At 72.0% G+C, this 17,222-nt stretch carries 11 protein-coding genes and 1 riboswitch; of the genes, 3 read left to right on the plus strand and 8 right to left on the minus strand.

Annotated elements, in window-relative coordinates; translation table 11 throughout:
- Positions 1-31: 31 nt before the first annotated feature.
- The 7 genes from ACFP3R_RS29725 to cobN form a co-directional block, all read right to left on the minus strand.
- Complete coding sequence (locus tag ACFP3R_RS29725; protein ID WP_380640712.1) at positions 32-2,812, minus strand: cellulose binding domain-containing protein; 2,781 nt, start codon at positions 2,810-2,812, stop codon at positions 32-34.
- Positions 2,813-3,211: 399 nt separating this feature from the next.
- On the minus strand, positions 3,212-4,246 hold the full coding sequence (locus tag ACFP3R_RS29730) for a LacI family DNA-binding transcriptional regulator (RefSeq protein ID WP_380640714.1): 1,035 nt from the start codon (positions 4,244-4,246) through the stop codon (positions 3,212-3,214).
- The gene (locus ACFP3R_RS29735) at positions 4,243-5,652 is read right to left on the minus strand and encodes a GH1 family beta-glucosidase (protein WP_380640791.1); all 1,410 of its coding nucleotides are present in this window, start codon (positions 5,650-5,652) and stop codon (positions 4,243-4,245) included. The genes ACFP3R_RS29730 and ACFP3R_RS29735 overlap by 4 nt, the downstream gene beginning before the upstream one ends.
- An 11-nt stretch (positions 5,653-5,663) precedes the next feature.
- Positions 5,664-6,566, minus strand: a complete 903-nt coding sequence (locus ACFP3R_RS29740) for a carbohydrate ABC transporter permease (protein WP_380640716.1) — start codon at positions 6,564-6,566, stop codon at positions 5,664-5,666.
- A complete protein-coding gene (locus ACFP3R_RS29745; protein WP_380640718.1) occupies positions 6,563-7,567 on the minus strand; it encodes a carbohydrate ABC transporter permease in 1,005 nt (334 codons plus the stop codon). The genes ACFP3R_RS29740 and ACFP3R_RS29745 overlap by 4 nt, the downstream gene beginning before the upstream one ends.
- Positions 7,567-8,853 (minus strand): ABC transporter substrate-binding protein, encoded by a 1,287-nt coding sequence (locus ACFP3R_RS29750; RefSeq protein WP_380640720.1) that lies wholly within the window; start codon positions 8,851-8,853, stop codon positions 7,567-7,569. The genes ACFP3R_RS29745 and ACFP3R_RS29750 overlap by 1 nt, the downstream gene beginning before the upstream one ends.
- An 860-nt stretch (positions 8,854-9,713) precedes the next feature.
- Complete coding sequence (gene cobN / locus ACFP3R_RS29755; RefSeq protein WP_380640722.1) at positions 9,714-13,256, minus strand: cobaltochelatase subunit CobN; 3,543 nt, start codon at positions 13,254-13,256, stop codon at positions 9,714-9,716.
- 55 nt (positions 13,257-13,311) lie between these two features.
- Positions 13,312-13,382, minus strand: a riboswitch (cobalamin riboswitch).
- A gap of 53 nt (positions 13,383-13,435) precedes the next feature.
- On the opposite strand from cobN, the gene ACFP3R_RS29760 reads away from it, so the two are divergent.
- The 3 genes from ACFP3R_RS29760 to cobJ are packed head-to-tail and all read left to right on the plus strand — an operon-like array spanning position 13,436 to position 16,520.
- Positions 13,436-14,443, plus strand: coding sequence for a hypothetical protein (locus ACFP3R_RS29760; RefSeq protein ID WP_380640724.1), 1,008 nt, complete (start codon positions 13,436-13,438; stop codon positions 14,441-14,443).
- Positions 14,440-15,066, plus strand: coding sequence for a precorrin-8X methylmutase (locus ACFP3R_RS29765; RefSeq protein ID WP_380640726.1), 627 nt, complete (start codon positions 14,440-14,442; stop codon positions 15,064-15,066). The genes ACFP3R_RS29760 and ACFP3R_RS29765 overlap by 4 nt, the downstream gene beginning before the upstream one ends.
- On the plus strand, positions 15,063-16,520 hold the full coding sequence (cobJ, locus tag ACFP3R_RS29770) for a precorrin-3B C(17)-methyltransferase (RefSeq protein WP_380640728.1): 1,458 nt from the start codon (positions 15,063-15,065) through the stop codon (positions 16,518-16,520). Before ACFP3R_RS29765 ends, cobJ begins: the two co-directional genes overlap by 4 nt.
- Here the strand turns inward: cobJ and ACFP3R_RS29775 are convergent.
- Entirely contained in the window at positions 16,495-17,214 is a 720-nt protein-coding gene (locus ACFP3R_RS29775) for a cobalt-precorrin-6A reductase (protein ID WP_380640730.1), read from the minus strand. The two genes, cobJ and ACFP3R_RS29775, sit on opposite strands and share 26 nt — an antisense overlap.
- Positions 17,215-17,222: the final 8 nt, after the last annotated feature.

Here is a 17,222-nt window from a genome sequence, read left to right on the forward strand (position 1 = left end):
GGCGGCCGCGTCCCCGGGCAACGAGGGCCCGCTAGGCGGTCGAACAGGTCCTGCCGTTCAGGGTGAAGCCGGTGGGTGTGACGTTGCTGCCCTGCCAGCTCGCCTGGAAACCGAATTCCACCGAGCCACCCGCGGCCACGGTCCTGTTCCATCCCTCGTTGGTCACCGAGACGGCCGCGCCCGACTGGGTCGCCCTGCCGTTCCAGCTGTTGGTGATCTTTTGACCGTTCGCGAACGACCAGCCGAGGTCCCAGCCCGTGACGGCGCCCGGTCCCCGGTTGGTGAGCTTCACCGAGCCGGTGAAGCCGCCTCCCCACTGGTTGACGACCCGGTACTCCACCGAGCACGCGGCCGGCGGAGACGTGGTGGTCGTCGTCGTGGTGGTCGTGGTGGTGGTGGTCGACGGCGGCCACGGGTGGGTGGTCACGACCGGGCCGCCCGGGTCGGCCACGAGGATGCCGCGGCCGTTGGTGCCCAGGTAGACGCGCCCGTAGACCCTCGGGTCCCCGGTGATCGCCTCGCCCGCGTTCCCGTACTGGTGGGCGTCGTCGTTGATGCGGATCCAGCCCGAGCCGACCCCCTCGTGGCCCGGGTCCTCGGACCGGAAGACGCCGTCCACGCCGATGCCCACGGTCAGCACCGCGAAGATCGTCGGGTAGGTCCGGCCGGGCGCGGCCTTGCCGAACCCGATGTTCACGCCCCGGCCCACGTGGCTGTTGCGCCTGGCGGTGGCGCCGGAGTCGGTCGAGCGGTAGAGGCCGCCCTCGCCGACCGCCCAGACGTCGCCCTCGTGGCCGGGGGTGGCCTTGAGCCTGGTGGCCCCCGCGACCTCGGCGCCCGCGGTGAACGTCGCGCCGCCGTCGGTGCTGGTGTGCAGGCGCCCGCCGGCCAGGGCGTAGAACGTGGCCGGGTTCACCCGGTCGGCCTCGACGACCGCGCCCGCCGGCACCCCCGCGGACGGCGCCCACGAGGTGCCGAAGCCCACCGAGTGGTGGACGCCCGTGCCCGCCGGCGACCACACGAACCGGCCGCCGTCGGCCGCCGCCGCGACCGTGCCGCCGCCGGTGACGCCGCCCGGCTCGGCGCCCGGGAACCAGTTCGCGCCCCCGTCGGTGGAGAACGCCACGTTCGGCTGGTCGTCGACGTTGCCGGAGCGGACCACCACGGCGGGGTTGCCCTCGGCGTAGTCCAGGCTGGTCGTGGTGGTGAAGTTCGGCCGGGTGAACATCATCGGCGGCACCCGGGTGAGGTCGGTGTGCCGGAACCCGCCGACGTCGCCCAGGCCGCTGATCAGCGGCGCGTCCCCGGTGGGCGGGCTGATCAGGTCGAGCACCGCGGTCTCCTCCAGGCCGGCGGCGGTCGGCTTGACGGTGATCTGGCCGCCCTCGTCCCACCTGCGCAGGTCGGTGGTGCCGTAGACGGTCGCCCCGGTGCCGTAGAGCATCCGGTCGGAGTCGAACGGGTCGATCTCCAGCGACTCGACCATCCAGCCGAGCTTCGGCGCGACCTCCGGCGGCCGCGGGTCCGCGCCCCAGCTCAGCCACGGCGCGGAGCCGATGTCCATCCGGTAGCGGAAGCTGCGCTCGGGGTAGTCGGTGTAGTCCCAGGCCCGGGTCCAGGTGGCGCCGCCGTCGGTGCTGCGGAAGAGGACGACGTCCGGCCACCAGGAGATCTGACTGGCGACCATCAGCGTGTCGGGGTCCTGCCGGTCGACGGTCAGGCCGCTGTAGCCGAAGTGGGCGTCAGGGCTCGACGACGGGATCGGGCTGATCAGCGCCCAGTCCCCGGTGGCGGTGTCGTACTTCCACACGTCGCCCTTGCCGCCGTCGTACGGGCCGCCGGTGTCGCTGGTGGCCAGGTAGAGGAAGCCGCCGGTGGTGTCCAGCACGCCCTTGTGGGCGAGGTAACCGGTGGGCTGGCCCGCGAGCCGGGTCCACGTCGCGCCCGCGTCGGTGCTGCGGTAGACGGTGTTGTCCTTGTCGGCGACGCCCGCGTAGAGGGTCCTGGTGGGACTGCCGGGCGAGGACGAGCGCGGGTCGTAGGTGATCCAGACGACGCCCTGGACGTCGCTGGAGTAGCCGGTGGAGTCGTCGGGGTCGGCGACGTGGTTGCCGGGGTTCGGGAAGGCCGTGACCTGCGACCACGTGACGCCGCGGTCGGTGCTGCGCCACAGGCCCCGGCCGCTGGGCGCGCCGAGGTAGAGCACCCGGCCGTCGTTCGGGTCGACCGCGAGCCGCTCCCCCATGCCCCGGCCGGGCATGTTGCCGCCGAGCTTGAACGGCAGCTCGGCGACCTGCCAGGTGCGACCCCGGTCGGCCGAGCGCAGGACCGCGCCGTTGTTCGGGTCCCAGCTGTTGGTGTACATGCCGACCGCGGCGTAGACCCGCTCGGCGTCGGTGGGGTCGGGGGCGATGCTCGCCACGCCGTTGTAGCCCCACCGGTCCCAGCCGACCCAGTCGAGCAGGGGGGTCCAGCGGCCGGCGCCCTGGTCCCACCGGTAGGCGCCGCCGATGTCGGTGCGGGCGTAGACCAGGTCCTTCTCGGCCCGGCTGAACACGATGCCCGGCACGAAGCCGCCGCCCGCGATCTCCGCGTTGCGCCAGTGGTGCTCCTGCACGACCTCCGCCACCGAGGAGGCGTCCACGCGGGGGGTGCGGGCGCCGGGGCCGGTCGCGCTGGCGACGGCGACCAGGCCGAACGCGGCGAGGACCGCGGAGGTCAGGGCCAGCAGCCTCCGGCCGAGCCCGCTGCCCGGGTCCGGGCGCCCGCGGCCGCCGGGGAGGCCCGGGTACCGCGCCGAGGTGGCTGCCATCGTGCCTGCGCTCCTTTGCGCGGGGCGGGAGGAGGCGGGGGCGAGAGGTGTCCGCCTCCTCCCGGGCTCTTCGGGGAGGGGTGCGCGGACGCCGCCGCCCTACCGGGGCGGATCCCGGTGGTGCCCGGGCCGCGGCGTTCGCACTCGGGGCGCTCCCGGTACCACCCGGTTCTGGGAGCGCTCCCAGATCGTTGTCAGGCGACGGTAGCCGGCTGGATCGACCCTCAGCAAGACCCCTGGCTAGACCGTTCGAGTGATGTTCCGTGAACGAAAGATTTCACGCGATCGAAGGACGACTCGAACAGGACCCGCGGCATAAGATGGACAAAACGGCAAAGGATCCGGAACGCGCGGAACCAGCCGACGGACGTGCCGCCGGCCGGTTCGCGGAGGTCGTGCTCAGGCGCTCGCGCGGGTGACCATCGAGGTCGGCAGGAGCAGGAAGGGCGGCAGGTTCTCCTCCCCCGCCAGCTCCGCCATCAACCGCCACGTCATGGTGCGGCCCAGCTGCTCCACGTCCTGGCGGATCGTGGTCAGCGGCGGCACCGCGGTGGAGGCGATCATCAGGTCGTCGAACCCGACCACGGCCACGTCGTCGGGCACCTTCTTGCCGTGCGCGTGCAGGGTCTGGAGGGCGCCCAGGGCCATGATGTCGGCGCCCACGAACACCGCGTCCAGCGCCGGTTCCCGCCGGAGCAGGTCGGCCATGGCCGCCGCGCCGCTCTCCGGGGTGAAGTCCGTCGCGTAGGCGACCAGGTCGGCGTCCATCCGGGCCTGGCTGATGCCGCGCTTCCACCCCGAGAGCCGGTCCATGCCCACCGCCATGTCCCGGGGACCGGCGATGGTGGCGATCCGCTCGCGCCCCAGCGAGACCAGGTAGCGCGCCGCCTCCATGGCCCCGTTGAAGTTGTCGGAGTCCACATAGGGCACGCCGCCCGCGCCGAGGGGCCTGCCGCCGACGACGGTCGGCAGGCCCGCGTCGGCGAGCGTGCGGGGCAGCGGGTCCTGGCCGTGCAGGCTGATCACCAGCACGCCGTCCACGTGGCCGCCGCAGAGGTAGTTCACCAGGTCCTGCTCGTCGCCCTCCTTGCTCATCATGAGGACGAGCTGGACCCGCTTGCCCGCGAGCTCGGCGTTCACCCCGCGCAGCACGCCGGCGAAGAACGGGTCCGCCAGCACCCGGCTGCCCTGCTCGGAGACGACCAGGGCGATGCAGTTCGCCCGGCTGCCGGCGAGCGTGCGGGCGGCCTGGTTGGGGCTGTAGCCGAGCTGCGTGATGGCCAGGTGGACGGCCTCGCGCGCCTTGGAGCTCACGTACGGTTCGCCGTTGATCACCCTGGACACGGTCGACTTGGACACCCCGGCGGCACGAGCGACCTCCTCTAGCCGGGTGTTCGGTCGTCGTGCCCTGGGTGGTTCAACGGCATCGGTCACGGAGCGACCGTCGCCGTGAGAGCGTTGCCACGGGCAACCTGCGAGTACCACATGGCGCTCATCTTAGGGGTCCGCACCTGGGTGTCGTAGTCGACATGCACGATCCCGAACCTCTTGGCGTAACCCTCGGCCCACTCGAAGTTGTCCATGAGCGACCACGCGAAGTAGCCGCGCAGGTCGACGCCCTCCCGGATGGCCGCGTGGGCCGCCCGGAGGTGGGACTCGATGTAGTCGCGGCGCTCCACGTCGTTGATCGAGCCGTCGTCCTCGAAGGCGTCGCGGTAGGCGGCGCCGTTCTCGGTCACGTACAGGGGGATGCTCGGGTAGTCCTCGTGCACCCGCTTGAGCACCTTGTAGAGGCCGTTCGGCTCGACCTCCCAGTCCATGTCGGTGCGCGGCAGGCCCCGACTGGGGAAGGTGACGTGCTCGGCGCCCACCCAGGGTGACCCGGTCGGGCGACGTCCGTTGGTCTGGACCGGCGCCTCGGCGGGCTCGGGGTCCGGGGTGCCGCTGACGAAGTGCTCGGCGTAGTAGTTGACGCCCAGCTGGTCCAGCGGCGCGGAGATGATCTCCAGGTCGTTCTCGCGGATGTGCTTGGAGAACCCGTAGGGCTCCAGGTCCGCGACGATGTCGGCCGGGTACTCGCCCTTGAACACCGGGTCGAGGAAGATCCGGTTCTGGAGGCCGTCCAGCCTGCGGGCGGCGTCCAGGTCGGCCGGGTCGTCCGGGTCCGCCGGGATGATCGGGTACATGTTCAGCGTGATCCCGATCTTGGCGTCGGGCGTCTGCTCGCGGATGGCGGCGGTGGCCAGCCCGTGGGCGAGCAGCAGGTGGTGCACGGCGGCGACGGCGGCCTCCGGCTCCTGGCGGCCCGGGGCGTGCACGCCGGCGGCGTAGCTGAGCAGCGACGAGCACCACGGCTCGTTCAGCGTGGTCCAGTTGGACACCCGGTCGCCCAGCGCGCCCACGACCGACTCGGCGTACTCCGCGAAGCGGTACGCCGTGTCGCGGTTGGCCCAGCCGCCCTCGTCCTCCAGCGTCTGCGGGAGGTCCCAGTGGTAGAGGGTCAGCCACGGGGTGATGTTCTTCTCCAGCAGCCTGTCCACCAGCCGGGAGTAGAAGTCCAGGCCCGCCTGGTTGACCCGGCCCGCGTCGGGGCGGATCCGCGGCCACGCGGTGGAGAACCGGTACGCGTGCAGCCCGAGGTCGACCATCAGCTGGACGTCCTCGTCGACGCGGTTGTAGTGGTCGGCGGCGGGGTCACCCGTGTCACCGCCCACCACCGCGCCCGGCGTCCGGCAGAACGTGTCCCAGATGGACGCGGTGCGACCGTCCGCGGTGGTCGCGCCCTCGATCTGGAACGCCGCGGTCGCGGCGCCCCACACGAATCCCTCGGGAAAGGAAATCGACTCCACAGCTACCCCTTCACAGCACCCTGCATGATCCCGGCGACGATCTGCCGACCGAGTACGAGGAAGACGATCAAGATCGGGACCGTGGCCATGGTGGTCCCGGCGAGCACGAGCGTGTTGTCGACGTAGTAGCCGCTCTGGAGCTTCTCCAGGGCGACCTGCATGGTCGGGTTGGCCGGGTCGAGCACGATCAGCGGCCAGAGGAAGTCGTTCCACGACATCATGAACGTGAAGATGCCGAGCATGGCCGCCGCCGGGCGAACCGCGGGCAGGCACACGTGCCAGAACGTGCGGATCATGCTGCAACCGTCCATGCGGGCGGCCTCGATCAGCTCGTCGGGCACGGCGTCGGCGATGTACTGGCGCATCCAGAACACGCCGAACGCGGTCACCAGGTTGGGGATGATGACCGCGCCGAGGGTGCCGGACCAGCCGAACTCCGCCATCGTCATGTAGAGCGGGATGATGCCGAGCTGGGTGGGCACGGCGAGGGTGGCGACCACGAAGACCATCAGCGGGCCGCGCCCCTTGAAGCGCAGCTTCGCGAACGCGAATCCGGCCAGGGTCGACAGGACGACGACCGACAGGGTGACGGTGCCGGAGACGATGATGCTGTTGCCCAGCGCCTGCCAGAACGGGATGGTGTCCAGCACCCGGCCGGCGTTGATGAAGAAGTTCCCGCCCGGGATCAGGGGCGGGTCGCCGGTGATCTCCGAGTCGTTGTGGCTGGCCACCACGAACGACCAGTAGAACGGGAAGGCCGAGCCCAGGATGAAGGCGATCAGGATCCCGTAGACGGTGAAGCCGGGGCGGCGGTCGGACAGGGTGCCCTTGCCGGCGCCCGCGCGCCGGCGCTTGTCCGGCGGTCGCGCGACGACGGGCGGGCTCCCGTGGATGACGGCCATCATGACCCTCCGGAGGATGCGAGTCGCCTGGTGATGAGGAAGTTGACGCCGGCGATCCCGATGATGACCAGGAACAGGACCCAGGCGATCGCGGAGGCGTAGCCGAGGTCGAAGTTCTGGAAGCCGGACTGGTACATGTAGAGCACGACGGTCTGGTACTGGTTCGAGGCGCCGCCGTTGTTGCTGCCCGCGGGCGCGAACAGCTTCGGCTCGGTGAAGATCTGGAGGCCGCCGATGGTCGAGGTGACCACCACGAAGATCATCGTCGGGCGCAGCAGCGGCAGGGTGATGCTGAAGAACTGGCGCACCTTGCTCGCGCCGTCCACCCAGGCCGCCTCGTAGATGTCGCGCGGGATGGCCTGCATGGCGGCGAGCACGATCAGGGCGTTGTAGCCGGTCCAGCGCCAGTTGACCATGGTGGCGATGGCGACGTGGCTCCACCACCGCTCCGCCTGCCAGTCGATCCGCTCCAGCCCGACGAACTCCAGCAGGCTGTTGATCATGCCGTACTGGGGGCCGAACAGGTTCGCGAAGATGATCGTCAGGGCGACGAGGCTCGCCACGTAGGGCAGCAGCACGCCCATGCGCCAGGCGGTCCGGCCGCGCAGCGCGGTGTTGAGCAGGGCGGCCAGCAGCACCGCCACGACCACCTGGGGACCGCTGGAGAGCACGAAGATGCTCAGCGTGTTGACCATCGCGTTCCAGAACTGCGAATCGGCCAACAGCGTGGTGTAGTTCTCCATGCCGACGAACGGCTGTTCGTCGGCGCCCAGCTCCCAGTCGAACAGGGAGATGTAGGCGGTGTAGAGCAGCGGGAAAAGGCCCACGATGCCGAACACGACGAAGAACGGCGCGATGTAGAGGTACGGCGAGAACTTGACGTCGAACCGCGTCAGCCGATATCGCCAGCTCAGTTTGGCGGGGGCGTTGTCATCGTTGTCTTCGCGCCGCGGCGGGCGGGGCTCGGCGCCCCGCCCGCTCGCGACCGTCAATTCGGTCGTCATTACTTGGCAGCCTTCTTGGCTCCCTCGAGGACCGTGTTCCACGCGTCCGCCGGCGCGGTGCCCTGCTCGACGGCCTGCAACGCCGGGGAGAGCACGGTCTCCTGGATGGTGCCGTCCTCCGGGCCCTTGTACTGGGCCGCGGGGACCTTGTTGGCCTGCTCGGCGAACAGCAGGCCGACCTTCTCGCCGCCGAAGTACTCGTCGGTCTGGTTCAGCAGCTCGGGCGAGATCAGGGCCTGGGTCTGGCTGGGGAAGGTGCCCTTGGCGGTGAACGCCTTGATCTGCTGCTCGGGCGCGGTCAGCCACGCGGCCAGCTTGGCGGCCTCGGCCTTGTTCTTGCCCTGCTTCGGGACGCTCAGGTACGAACCGCCCCAGTTGCCGCCGCCGCCGGGGAAGGTGGCGCTGACGGCCCACTTGCCCTTGTGGTCGGGGCCGGAGTTGTCCCGGATGCCGCCCAGCATCCACGACGGGCACACCTTGGTGGCGAACGCCGACTCCTTGAAGCCGCGCTTCCACTCGTCGCTCCAGGCGACGAGCTTGGCGGACTGACCGCCCTGGACGGCCGCGGAGACCTGCTCGAAGATCTTCTTGTCGTTGTTGCTCTCGATCGCGAGCTTGTCGTCCTGGTCGAAGTAGCCGACCTTCTCCTGGTTGTGCATCGGGTTGAAGACCTGCGAGGCGGAGTCGAACCACGCCTTGCCGGTGGCCTTCACGTACTGGTCGCCCGCGGCGAAGTAGGTGTCCCAGGACTCGAACAGCGCCTTGACGCCCTCGGCGTCGGACGGCATGTTCGCGGCTTCCAGGAGGTCCTTGCGGTAGCACATGGCCAGCGGGCCGATGTCGGTGCCGTAGCCGATCAGCTTGCCGTCCTTGGTGGTGACGGCGTCGACCTTCCACTGGAGCCAGCGGTCCTCGCGGACATCGGACGGGCCGATCTCCTTCAGGTCCTCGAACTGGCTCGACTTCGACATGACCTGGGCCAGGTAACCCTCTTCGATCGCCTCGACGTCGGCGAGACCGGAACCCGCGGCCAGCTTGGTGAACAGGTTCTGGTGGTGGGGCGCGCCCTGACCGGTCTTGCGCTGCTCGATCTTGATGTTCGTGTTGGCGGCTTCGTACTCCTTGAAGAGTTCCTCGTAGCCGAACTCGTTGAACGTGGCGACCGTCAGCACGGTCTTGCCATCGGAGGTGGTGGTGGAACCACCCGAGCCACAGGCCGAGGCGGCCAGGGCGACCACTGCGGTGCAGGCCACTGCCTTGGCCAAGCCCGCTCGACGGTAGCGCACGAGAACTCCTCAGTTGATCGGCGGTGAACGTTCTGGGAGCGCTCCCAGGTTTTGGGGGAGTGTGGTTCGCACCACGGAGTTGTGTCAAGCTCCCGTGTCCGCGCTGTTACCGACGTTGCGACATTTGCGCCGCTGGAACGATTCTGCTAGCGGGGTCGTGGATGGTCCGTTCAGGCACCATCCGTAGACCGGTCGGACACTCTCGGTTTACCCCTACCGCGAAGCGCGGGGCCCCGACCTGCGAGTTCCGCGTTCCAGACCCCAGAGTCCCACGTTGACGACTCCCGACTTCCCCGTTGCCGTCTCAGTTGTCGATCTGTTGCAGATCCGTGTCACGCGATCATGCGCGCTCGCCGGGCACTCACACACGCACTCCACACAGGACCAACCACGGACATCGCGCGCTTGTCGAACCGCGGGCCGGCTCGTGTTCCCCCGTATGGCCTGGGCGCAGCCCTACCGCGCTTGTCAAGGGGGTGTCGCACGCTTTTCGCGACGCCCCCTTGACAAGCGCGGTTGCCTTTGGCAGGCCATGCGGGGGAACACGAGCCGGCGGCTTTTCCCCCGGAGGTCTGCCCAGCGGCGAGCGTCGCTCGTGAACCGATATTGGTTCACGATCAAGATGGGTTCACAAGATTAAGAGCAGCTCGCCGCACGGCAGGCCGCCAGGAGGGGGAAGAGCTCGGGCTCGTCCTCTCCCGCATGACCTGCCAGAGGCAACCACGCTTGTCCAGGGGTGTCGCGAAAAGCGTGCGACACCCCTGGACAAGCGTGGTGGGGCTGCGCCCAGGCCATACGGGAGAGGACGAGCGCGGCAGCCTTTGTTTTGGTTGTCGGTCGGGGGTGCGGTTTGCCTTTTCTCAGCTTTCTTCGAGGTCGCCCTCGGTCTGGAGGTAGATGGCTTGCAGCGCTTCCAGGGTGTTCGGGTCCGGGTGTTCCCACATGCCCCTGTTGGCGGCTTCCAGCAGGCGTTCGGCGATGCCGTGGAGGGCCCAGGGGTTGGATTCCGTCATGAACTTCTGGTTCTCGGGGTCCATGACGTAGGTGGCGGCCAGTTGTTCGTACATCCAGTCCGCGACCACGCCGGTGGTGGCGTCGTAGCCGAAGAGGTAGTCGACGGTCGCGGCCAGTTCGAAGGCGCCCTTGTAACCGTGCTTGCGCATCGCGGAGAGCCAGCGGGGGTTGACCACCCGGGCCCGGAAGATCCGGTTGGTCTCCTCGTGGAGGGTCCTGGTCCGGACGTTCTCCGGGCGGGTGTTGTCGCCGATGTAGGCGGCCGGGGCCCTCCCGGTCAGGGCGCGGACCGTGGCGATCATGCCGCCGTGGTACTGGAAGTAGTCGTCCGAGTCGGCGATGTCGTGTTCGCGGGTGTCGATGTTCTTCGCGGCCACGGCGATGCGCTTGTAGGCCGTCTCCATGTCCGTCCGGGCTTCCGCGCCGTCGAGGTCGCGGCCGTAGGCGTAGCCGCCCCAGACCGCGTAGACCTCGGCCAGGTCGGTGTCGTCGCGCCAGTTGCGGCTGTCGATGAGCGGGAGGAGGCCCGCGCCGTAGGCGCCCGGCTTGCTGCCGAAGATGCGCAGGGTGGCGCGGCGGCGGTCGTTGTGCTCGGCCAGGTCCGCCCGGGTGTGGGCGCGGACGTAGTTGTCGGCGGGGGCCTCGTCGAGGTCGGCGACCAGTTGGACCGCGTCGTCGAGCAGGGCGACGACGTGGGGGAACGCGTCGCGGAAGAAGCCGCTGATGCGGACCGTGACGTCGATCCTGGGGCGGCCGAGTTCGGCGAGCGGGATCGGTTCGAGGCCGGTCACGCGGCGGGACTGGTCGTCCCAGGTGGGGCGGACGCCCATCAGGGCGAGCACCTCGGCGATGTCGTCGCCGGCGGTGCGCATGGCGCTGGTGCCCCAGACGGAGAGGCCGACGGAGGGCGGCCACTCCCCCGTGTCCTCGCGGTAGCGGGCGAGCAGGGACTCGGCCATGGCCTGGCCCGTCTCCCAGGCCAGGCGGGACGGGACGGCCTTGGGGTCCACGGAATAGAAGTTGCGGCCGGTGGGCAGGACGTTGACCAGGCCGCGCAGCGGGGAGCCGGACGGGCCGGCGGGGACGTAGCCGCCGTCCAGGGCGTGCAGGACGTTGGTCAGCTCGTCGGTGGTGCGGGCCAGGCGCGGGACGACCTCGTCGGCCGCGAACTCCAGGATCCTCGCCACATCCGGGTCCTCGGTGAGGGTGCGGGCGGTGGCGCGGTCCCAGCCGGTGTCCTCCATGGCCTGGACCAGGGCGCGGGCCTGGGCCTCGACCCGGTCGGTGGCGGCGCGGTCGGTGCTGTCCAGGCCCAGGGCCTCGCGCAGGCCGGGCAGGGCGGCGGTCTGCCCGCCCCACATCTGCCGGGCCTGGAGGATCGCCAGGACGAGGTTGACCCGGGCCTCCCCGGTGGGCGCCTGGCCGAGGACGTGGAGGCCGTCGCGGATCTGGACGTCCTTGATCTCGCACAGCCAGCCGTCGACGTGGAGCAGGAGGTCGTCGAACTCGGCGTCGTGCGGGCGGTCCTCCAGGCCGAGGTCGTGGTCCAGCTTGGCGGCCTGGATGAGGGTCCAGATCTGGGCCCGGACGGCGGGGAGCTTGGCCGGGTCCATCGCGGCGATGGCGCCGTGCTCGTCGAGGAGCTGTTCGAGCCTGGCGATGTCGCCGTAGCTGTCGGCGCGGGTCATCGGGGGCACGAGGTGGTCGACCAGGGTGGCGTGGGCGCGGCGCTTGGCCTGGGTGCCCTCCCCCGGGTCGTTGACCAGGAACGGGTAGATGAGCGGGAGGTCGCCCAGGGCCGCGTCGGGGCCGCAGGACGCCGACATGCCGGCGGTCTTGCCGGGGAGCCACTCCAGGTTGCCGTGCTTGCCCACGTGGACCACGGCGTCGGCGCGGAACTCCTCCTCGAGCCAGCGGTAGGCGGCCAGGTAGTGGTGGCTCGGGGGCAGGTCCGGGTCGTGGTAGATGGCGATGGGGTTCTCGCCGAAGCCGCGCGGCGGCTGCACCATGACCACGACGTTGCCGGAGCGCAGGGCGGCCAGGACGATGTCGGAGCCGTCCACGAAGAGGGTGCCCGGGGCCTCGCCCCAGTGGCGCTCCATGCCCTCCCTGAGGTCCTCCGGGAGCGTGTCGTACCAGGACCGGTAGCGGGTCGCGGGCAGGCGCACGGGGTTGCCCCGCAGCTGCTCCTCGGTCAGCCAGTCGGGGTCCTGGCCGCCGGCCGCGATGAGGGCGTGGATCAGGGCGTCGCCGTCCTGGTTCGCCACGCCGGGCAGGTCGTCGCCGATGTCGTAGCCGCGGTCGCGCAGCTCGGCGAGCAGGCGGACCACGCTGGCCGGGGTGTCGAGGCCGACGGCGTTGCCGATGCGGGAGTGCTTGGTCGGGTAGGCCGAGAGCATGACCGCGACGCGGCGCCGGGCCGGCGGGACGTGGCGGAGCCGGCCGTGGCGCACGGCGAGGCCGGCCACCCGGGAGGCGCGCTCGGGGTCGGCCACGTAGACGGTGAGGCCGTCCTCGTCGACCTCCTTGAACGAGAACGGGACGGTGATGATCCGGCCGTCGAACTCGGGGATCGCGACCTGGGTGGCCGTGTCCAGCGGGGACAGGCCGTCGTCGTTCTCGTCCCAGGCCGCGCGGCTGGTGGTCAGGCAGAGGCCCTGGAGGATCGGGACGTCGAGGGCAGCCAGGGCGCCCACGTCCCACGCGTCGTCGTCGCCGCCCGCCGAGGCGGTGGCGGGTTTGGTGCCGCCGGCGGCCAGGACGGTGACCACGAGGGCGTCGGCCTTGCGCAGCTCGGCCAGCAGGCCCTCGTCGGCGGAGCGCAGGGAGGCGCAGAAGAGGGGCAGCGGGGTGCCGCCCTTGGCCTCGATCGCGTCGCACAGGGCGTGCACGAAGGCGGTGTTCCCGGCCACGTGGTGGGCCCGGTAGTACAGAACGGCGACGGTGGGGCCGGTGCCCCGCCGCTCGCGGTCGAGCAACCCCCAGGTGGGGGCCGGTTCCGGGGCGCTGAAGCCGTGGCCGGTGAGCAGGACCGTGTCGGACAGGAAGTGGTGCAGCTGGGCGAGGTTGGTCGCACCGCCGTGGGCCAGGTAGGCGTGGGCCTCGGCGCAGACGCCGGCGGGGGCGGTCGACAGCTCCATCAGCTCGGCGTCGGGGTGCTGCTCACCGCCCAGCACGACGACGGGGCGCGGACCGGCCAGCAGCGCGTCCAGGCCCTCCTCCCACATGCGGCGGCCGCCCAGGATGCGCACGACGACCAGGTCCACGTCGCGCAGGAGGTCGGGCAGGTCGTCGGGGGCGGTGCGGGCCGGGTTGGCCAGGCGGTAGTCGGCGCCGCTCGCGCGGGCGGACAGCAGGTCCGTGTCGGAGGTCGACAGCAGCAGGATCACGTGCGGGCTCCATCCCTCGGGGGTCCTCGCCCCAGGTCGTAGGGTTCGGCGGGCGGAGTTCCTGACTCCCGGGAACCACTCCCGGTCACAGTGGCGGGACCGCGCCGGGTTCGCACCGGCTTCCTCCTGTTGCTTCGCCGTTCGGAAGTCACACTAGTTGGTGGCTTAGCATCCAGCCCATGTCCACCGATCGGGATCGCCCGGACGCCTGCCCCGGCGCCGTCGAGGTGCACCGCGCCGCCGACGGCGGGCTGGCGCGCGTGCGGGTGCCGGGCGGCACGCTGAGCGCCCGCCAGGTGGACGTGCTGCGGGGCGCGGCGGTGGAGCTGGGCGACGGCTTCCTGGAGCTGACCTCGCGGGCGAACGTGCAGCTCAGGGGCCTGGCCGACGGGGCCGAGCCGGAACTCGGGAGCCGGTTGCGCGAGGCCGGGTTGCTGCCCTCGGCGACCCACGAGCGGGTGCGCAACATCGTCGCCGACCCGCTGGCGGACAACCAGGCGCTGGTCGACGCGGTCGACGCGGCGCTGTGCGCGGTCCCGGAGCTGGCGGACCTGCCCGGCCGGTTCCTGGTCACTGTCGGTCACGGGGTCAGCGGGCTGGCGGGTGACGTCGGGCTGGTCGGTGACGCGTTGTTCCTGGCCGGGGTCGATTCAGGGGTGCGGGTGGACGACCCGGTGGCGGCGGTGGTGACGGCCGCGCGGCTGTTCCGGGAACTGCGCGGTACGGCCTGGCGGCTGTCCGAAGTGGACGGCGGTGTGGGGAAGATCACCGATGCGCTGGGCGGCGCGGGCGAGGAGCGGTTGCCCGCCCTGGTGACGCCCGTGGCGCCGGGCCCGGTCGGGTCCGCGGTCGTCGCCGGGGTGCCGCTGGGGCGGTGGGACGCCCGGCTGCTGGCCGGGGTTCCCGTCCGGGTGACGCCGTGGCGGAGCGTGGTCGTGCCGGTGGGCACGGACGTGGGAGGGATGTTCACCTCGGCCGACTCGCCGTGGCACGGGGTGAGCGCGTGCGCCGGGCGGCCGGGGTGCGCGAAGTCGTTGAGCGACGTGCGGGCCGATGTCACCCGGTGGGTCGGCACGCCGCACGCGGGCCGCGCGCACTGGTCGGGCTGCGCCCGGCGGTGCGGGCGACCGGCCGGGGACGTGGTGGAGTTCGTCGCCACCGGCGACGGGTACGAGGAGATCAGGTGACCAGCTACGTCAGGGACGGCGCGGAGATCTACCGCCGGTCGTTCGCCACCATCCGGGCCGAGGCCGACCTCGGGCGGTTCCCCGCGGACGTGGCGCGGGTGGTGGTCCGGATGATCCACGCGTGCGGCATGGTCGACCTCGTCGACGACGTGGACTTCTCGCCGCACGTGGTGCGCGCGGCGCGGGAGGCGCTGCTGGGCGGCGCCCCGGTGCTGTGCGACGCGCGGATGGTGGCCTCGGGCGTGACCCGGCGGCGGCTGCCCGCCGACAACGAGGTGCTGTGCCTGCTGGACGACCCCGGGGTGCCCGCGCTGGCCGCGGGGATCGGCAACACGCGCAGCGCGGCCGCGCTGGAGCTGTGGGGCGACCGGCTGGCCGGCGCGGTGGTGGCGATCGGCAACGCCCCCACGGCCCTGTTCCACCTGCTGGACCTGATCGCCGCGGGCGCGCCGACACCGGCGGCCGTGCTGGGCGTGCCGGTCGGCTTCATCGGCGCGGCCGAGTCGAAGGACGCCCTGGCGGACAACCGCCTGGGTCTGGAGTACCTGGTCGTGCGCGGGCGGCGGGGCGGCAGCGCCATCACCGCCGCGGCGGTCAACGCGATCGCGAGCGAGGAAGAATGACCGGCAAGCTCTACGGGGTCGGGGTGGGTCCGGGGGACCCGGAGCTGGTGACCGTCAAGGCGGCGCGGCTGATCTCCGAGGCGGACGTGGTGGTGTTCCACAGCGCGCGGCACGGCCGGAGCGTGGCGCGCCGGATCGCCGCGCCGTACCTGCGGCCGGGCCAGGTCGAGGAGCAGCTGGTCTACCCGGTGACGACCGAGGACTCGGACGACTACCAGGGCGAGATGGACGCCTTCTACGAGGAGTGCGCCCGGCGGCTGGCGGTCCACCTGGACGCCGGGCGCGTGGTGGTCGTGCTGGCGGCGGGCGACCCGTTCTTCTACGGCTCCTACATGCACCTGCACAAGCGGCTGGCGCACCGGTACGAGGCCGAGGTGGTGCCCGGGGTGACGTCGGTGAGCGCGGGCGCGGCGGTGCTCGGGCGGCCGCTGGTGGAGCGGGACGAGGTGCTGACCGTGCTGCCGGGCACGCTGCCCGCCGACGCGCTGGTGGAGCACCTGTCGGGTGGCGACCCGGTGGCGGTGGTGAAGCTGGGCCGGACCTTCCCGCAGGTGCGGGCGGCGCTGGAGCGGACCGGCCGGCTGGACGGGGCGTGGTACGTGGAGCGGGCCACCACCGGCGGGCAGCGCACCGCGCCGCTGTCCGAGGTGGACGCCGACAGCGTGCCCTACTTCTCGCTGGCGCTGCTGCCCAGCAAGGGTCAGCGGCGGCGGGAGGCCGTCGGCGAGGTCGTCGTGGTCGGGCTCGGCCCGGCCGGGCCGGAGTGGCTGACGCCGGAGGCGCGGCGGGCGCTGACCGAGGCCGACGACCTGGTGGGTTACGTGACGTACCTCGACCGGGTCAACGCCGGGCCGCGGCAGCGGGTGCACGCCTCGGACAACAGGGTGGAGTCCGAGCGGGCCGCGTTCGCCCTGGACCTGGCCAGGCGCGGGCGGCGGGTCGCGGTGGTCTCGTCCGGCGACCCGGGCGTGTTCGCGATGGCCAGCGCGGTGCTGGAGGTCGCGGACGAGGAGCAGTTCGCGGGCGTGCCGGTGCGCGTGCTGCCGGGGCTGACCGCGGCGCACGCGGTGGCCAGCCGGGTGGGCGCGCCGCTCGGGCACGACTACTGCGTGGTGTCGCTGTCGGACCGGCTCAAGCCGTGGGACGTGATCGAGGGGCGGCTGGAGGCGGCGGCGCGGGCGGACCTGGTGCTGGCCCTCTACAACCCGGCGTCGAAGACCCGGACCTGGCAGGTGGAGTCGACGCGGGAGGTGCTGCTGCGGCACCGGTCCCCGGACACGCCGGTGGTGATCGGGCGTGACGTGGGCGGTCCGGAGGAGGAGGTGCGGGTGGTGCGCCTGGCCGACCTCGACGCGTCCACCGTGGACATGCGGTGCCTGCTGCTGGTCGGTTCCTCGCAGACCCGGTGGACCGCGCGCGGCGCGGTGTTCACCCCGCGCCGCTACCCCCGGTGAGCCGGGCCACGGCCTCCGCGACCGTCTCGACCAGCGGCGCGTCGGGCGCGGGCGGGCGGCGCACCACGACGACCGGCAGGCCGAGGTGACGGGCCGCGGTCAGCTTGGCGGCCGTCATCGGGCCGCCGCTGTCCTTGGTGACCAGGACCTCGACGGCGTGCTCGCGCAGCAGCGCCAGCTCGCCCTCGACGGTGTAGGGGCCGCGGTCGAGGACCAGGGTCAGGCCGGGGGCCGGGTCGTCGGGCGGGTCGACGGTGCGGGCCACGCCGGTGGTGAAGTGGGCCAACTCCCGGCGGCCGGTGGTGATCAGGGCGCGCCGGCCCCGCACCGCCGCGGCCGCCGCGGCGGCGTCGTCCACGTAGGTCCAGCCCTCCTGCGGCGGCCACGGCGGGCGGCGCAGGACGAGCAGCGGCGTGCCCGTCTCCGCGGTGGCGGCCACGGCGTTGGCGGTGATGCGCTCCGCGAACGGGTGGGTGGCGTCCACGACCGCGTCGACGCGCTCGGCGCGCAGGTAGGCGACCAGGCCCGGCACCCCGCCGAACCCGCCGACGCGCACCTCCCCGGGCGGCAGCCGCGGCGCGCTCACCCGGCCGGCGAGCGAGGAGATCACCCGGACGCCGACCAGCTCGCCGGTGAGGGCGCCGGCGAGCTCGCGGGCCTCCCCGGTGCCACCCAGCACCAGCACGGTCCTCACGGCTGCTG

Origin of the sequence: Saccharothrix lopnurensis, assembly GCF_042658445.1 — a bacterium.
Lineage (GTDB): Bacteria > Actinomycetota > Actinomycetes > Mycobacteriales > Pseudonocardiaceae > Actinosynnema > Actinosynnema lopnurensis.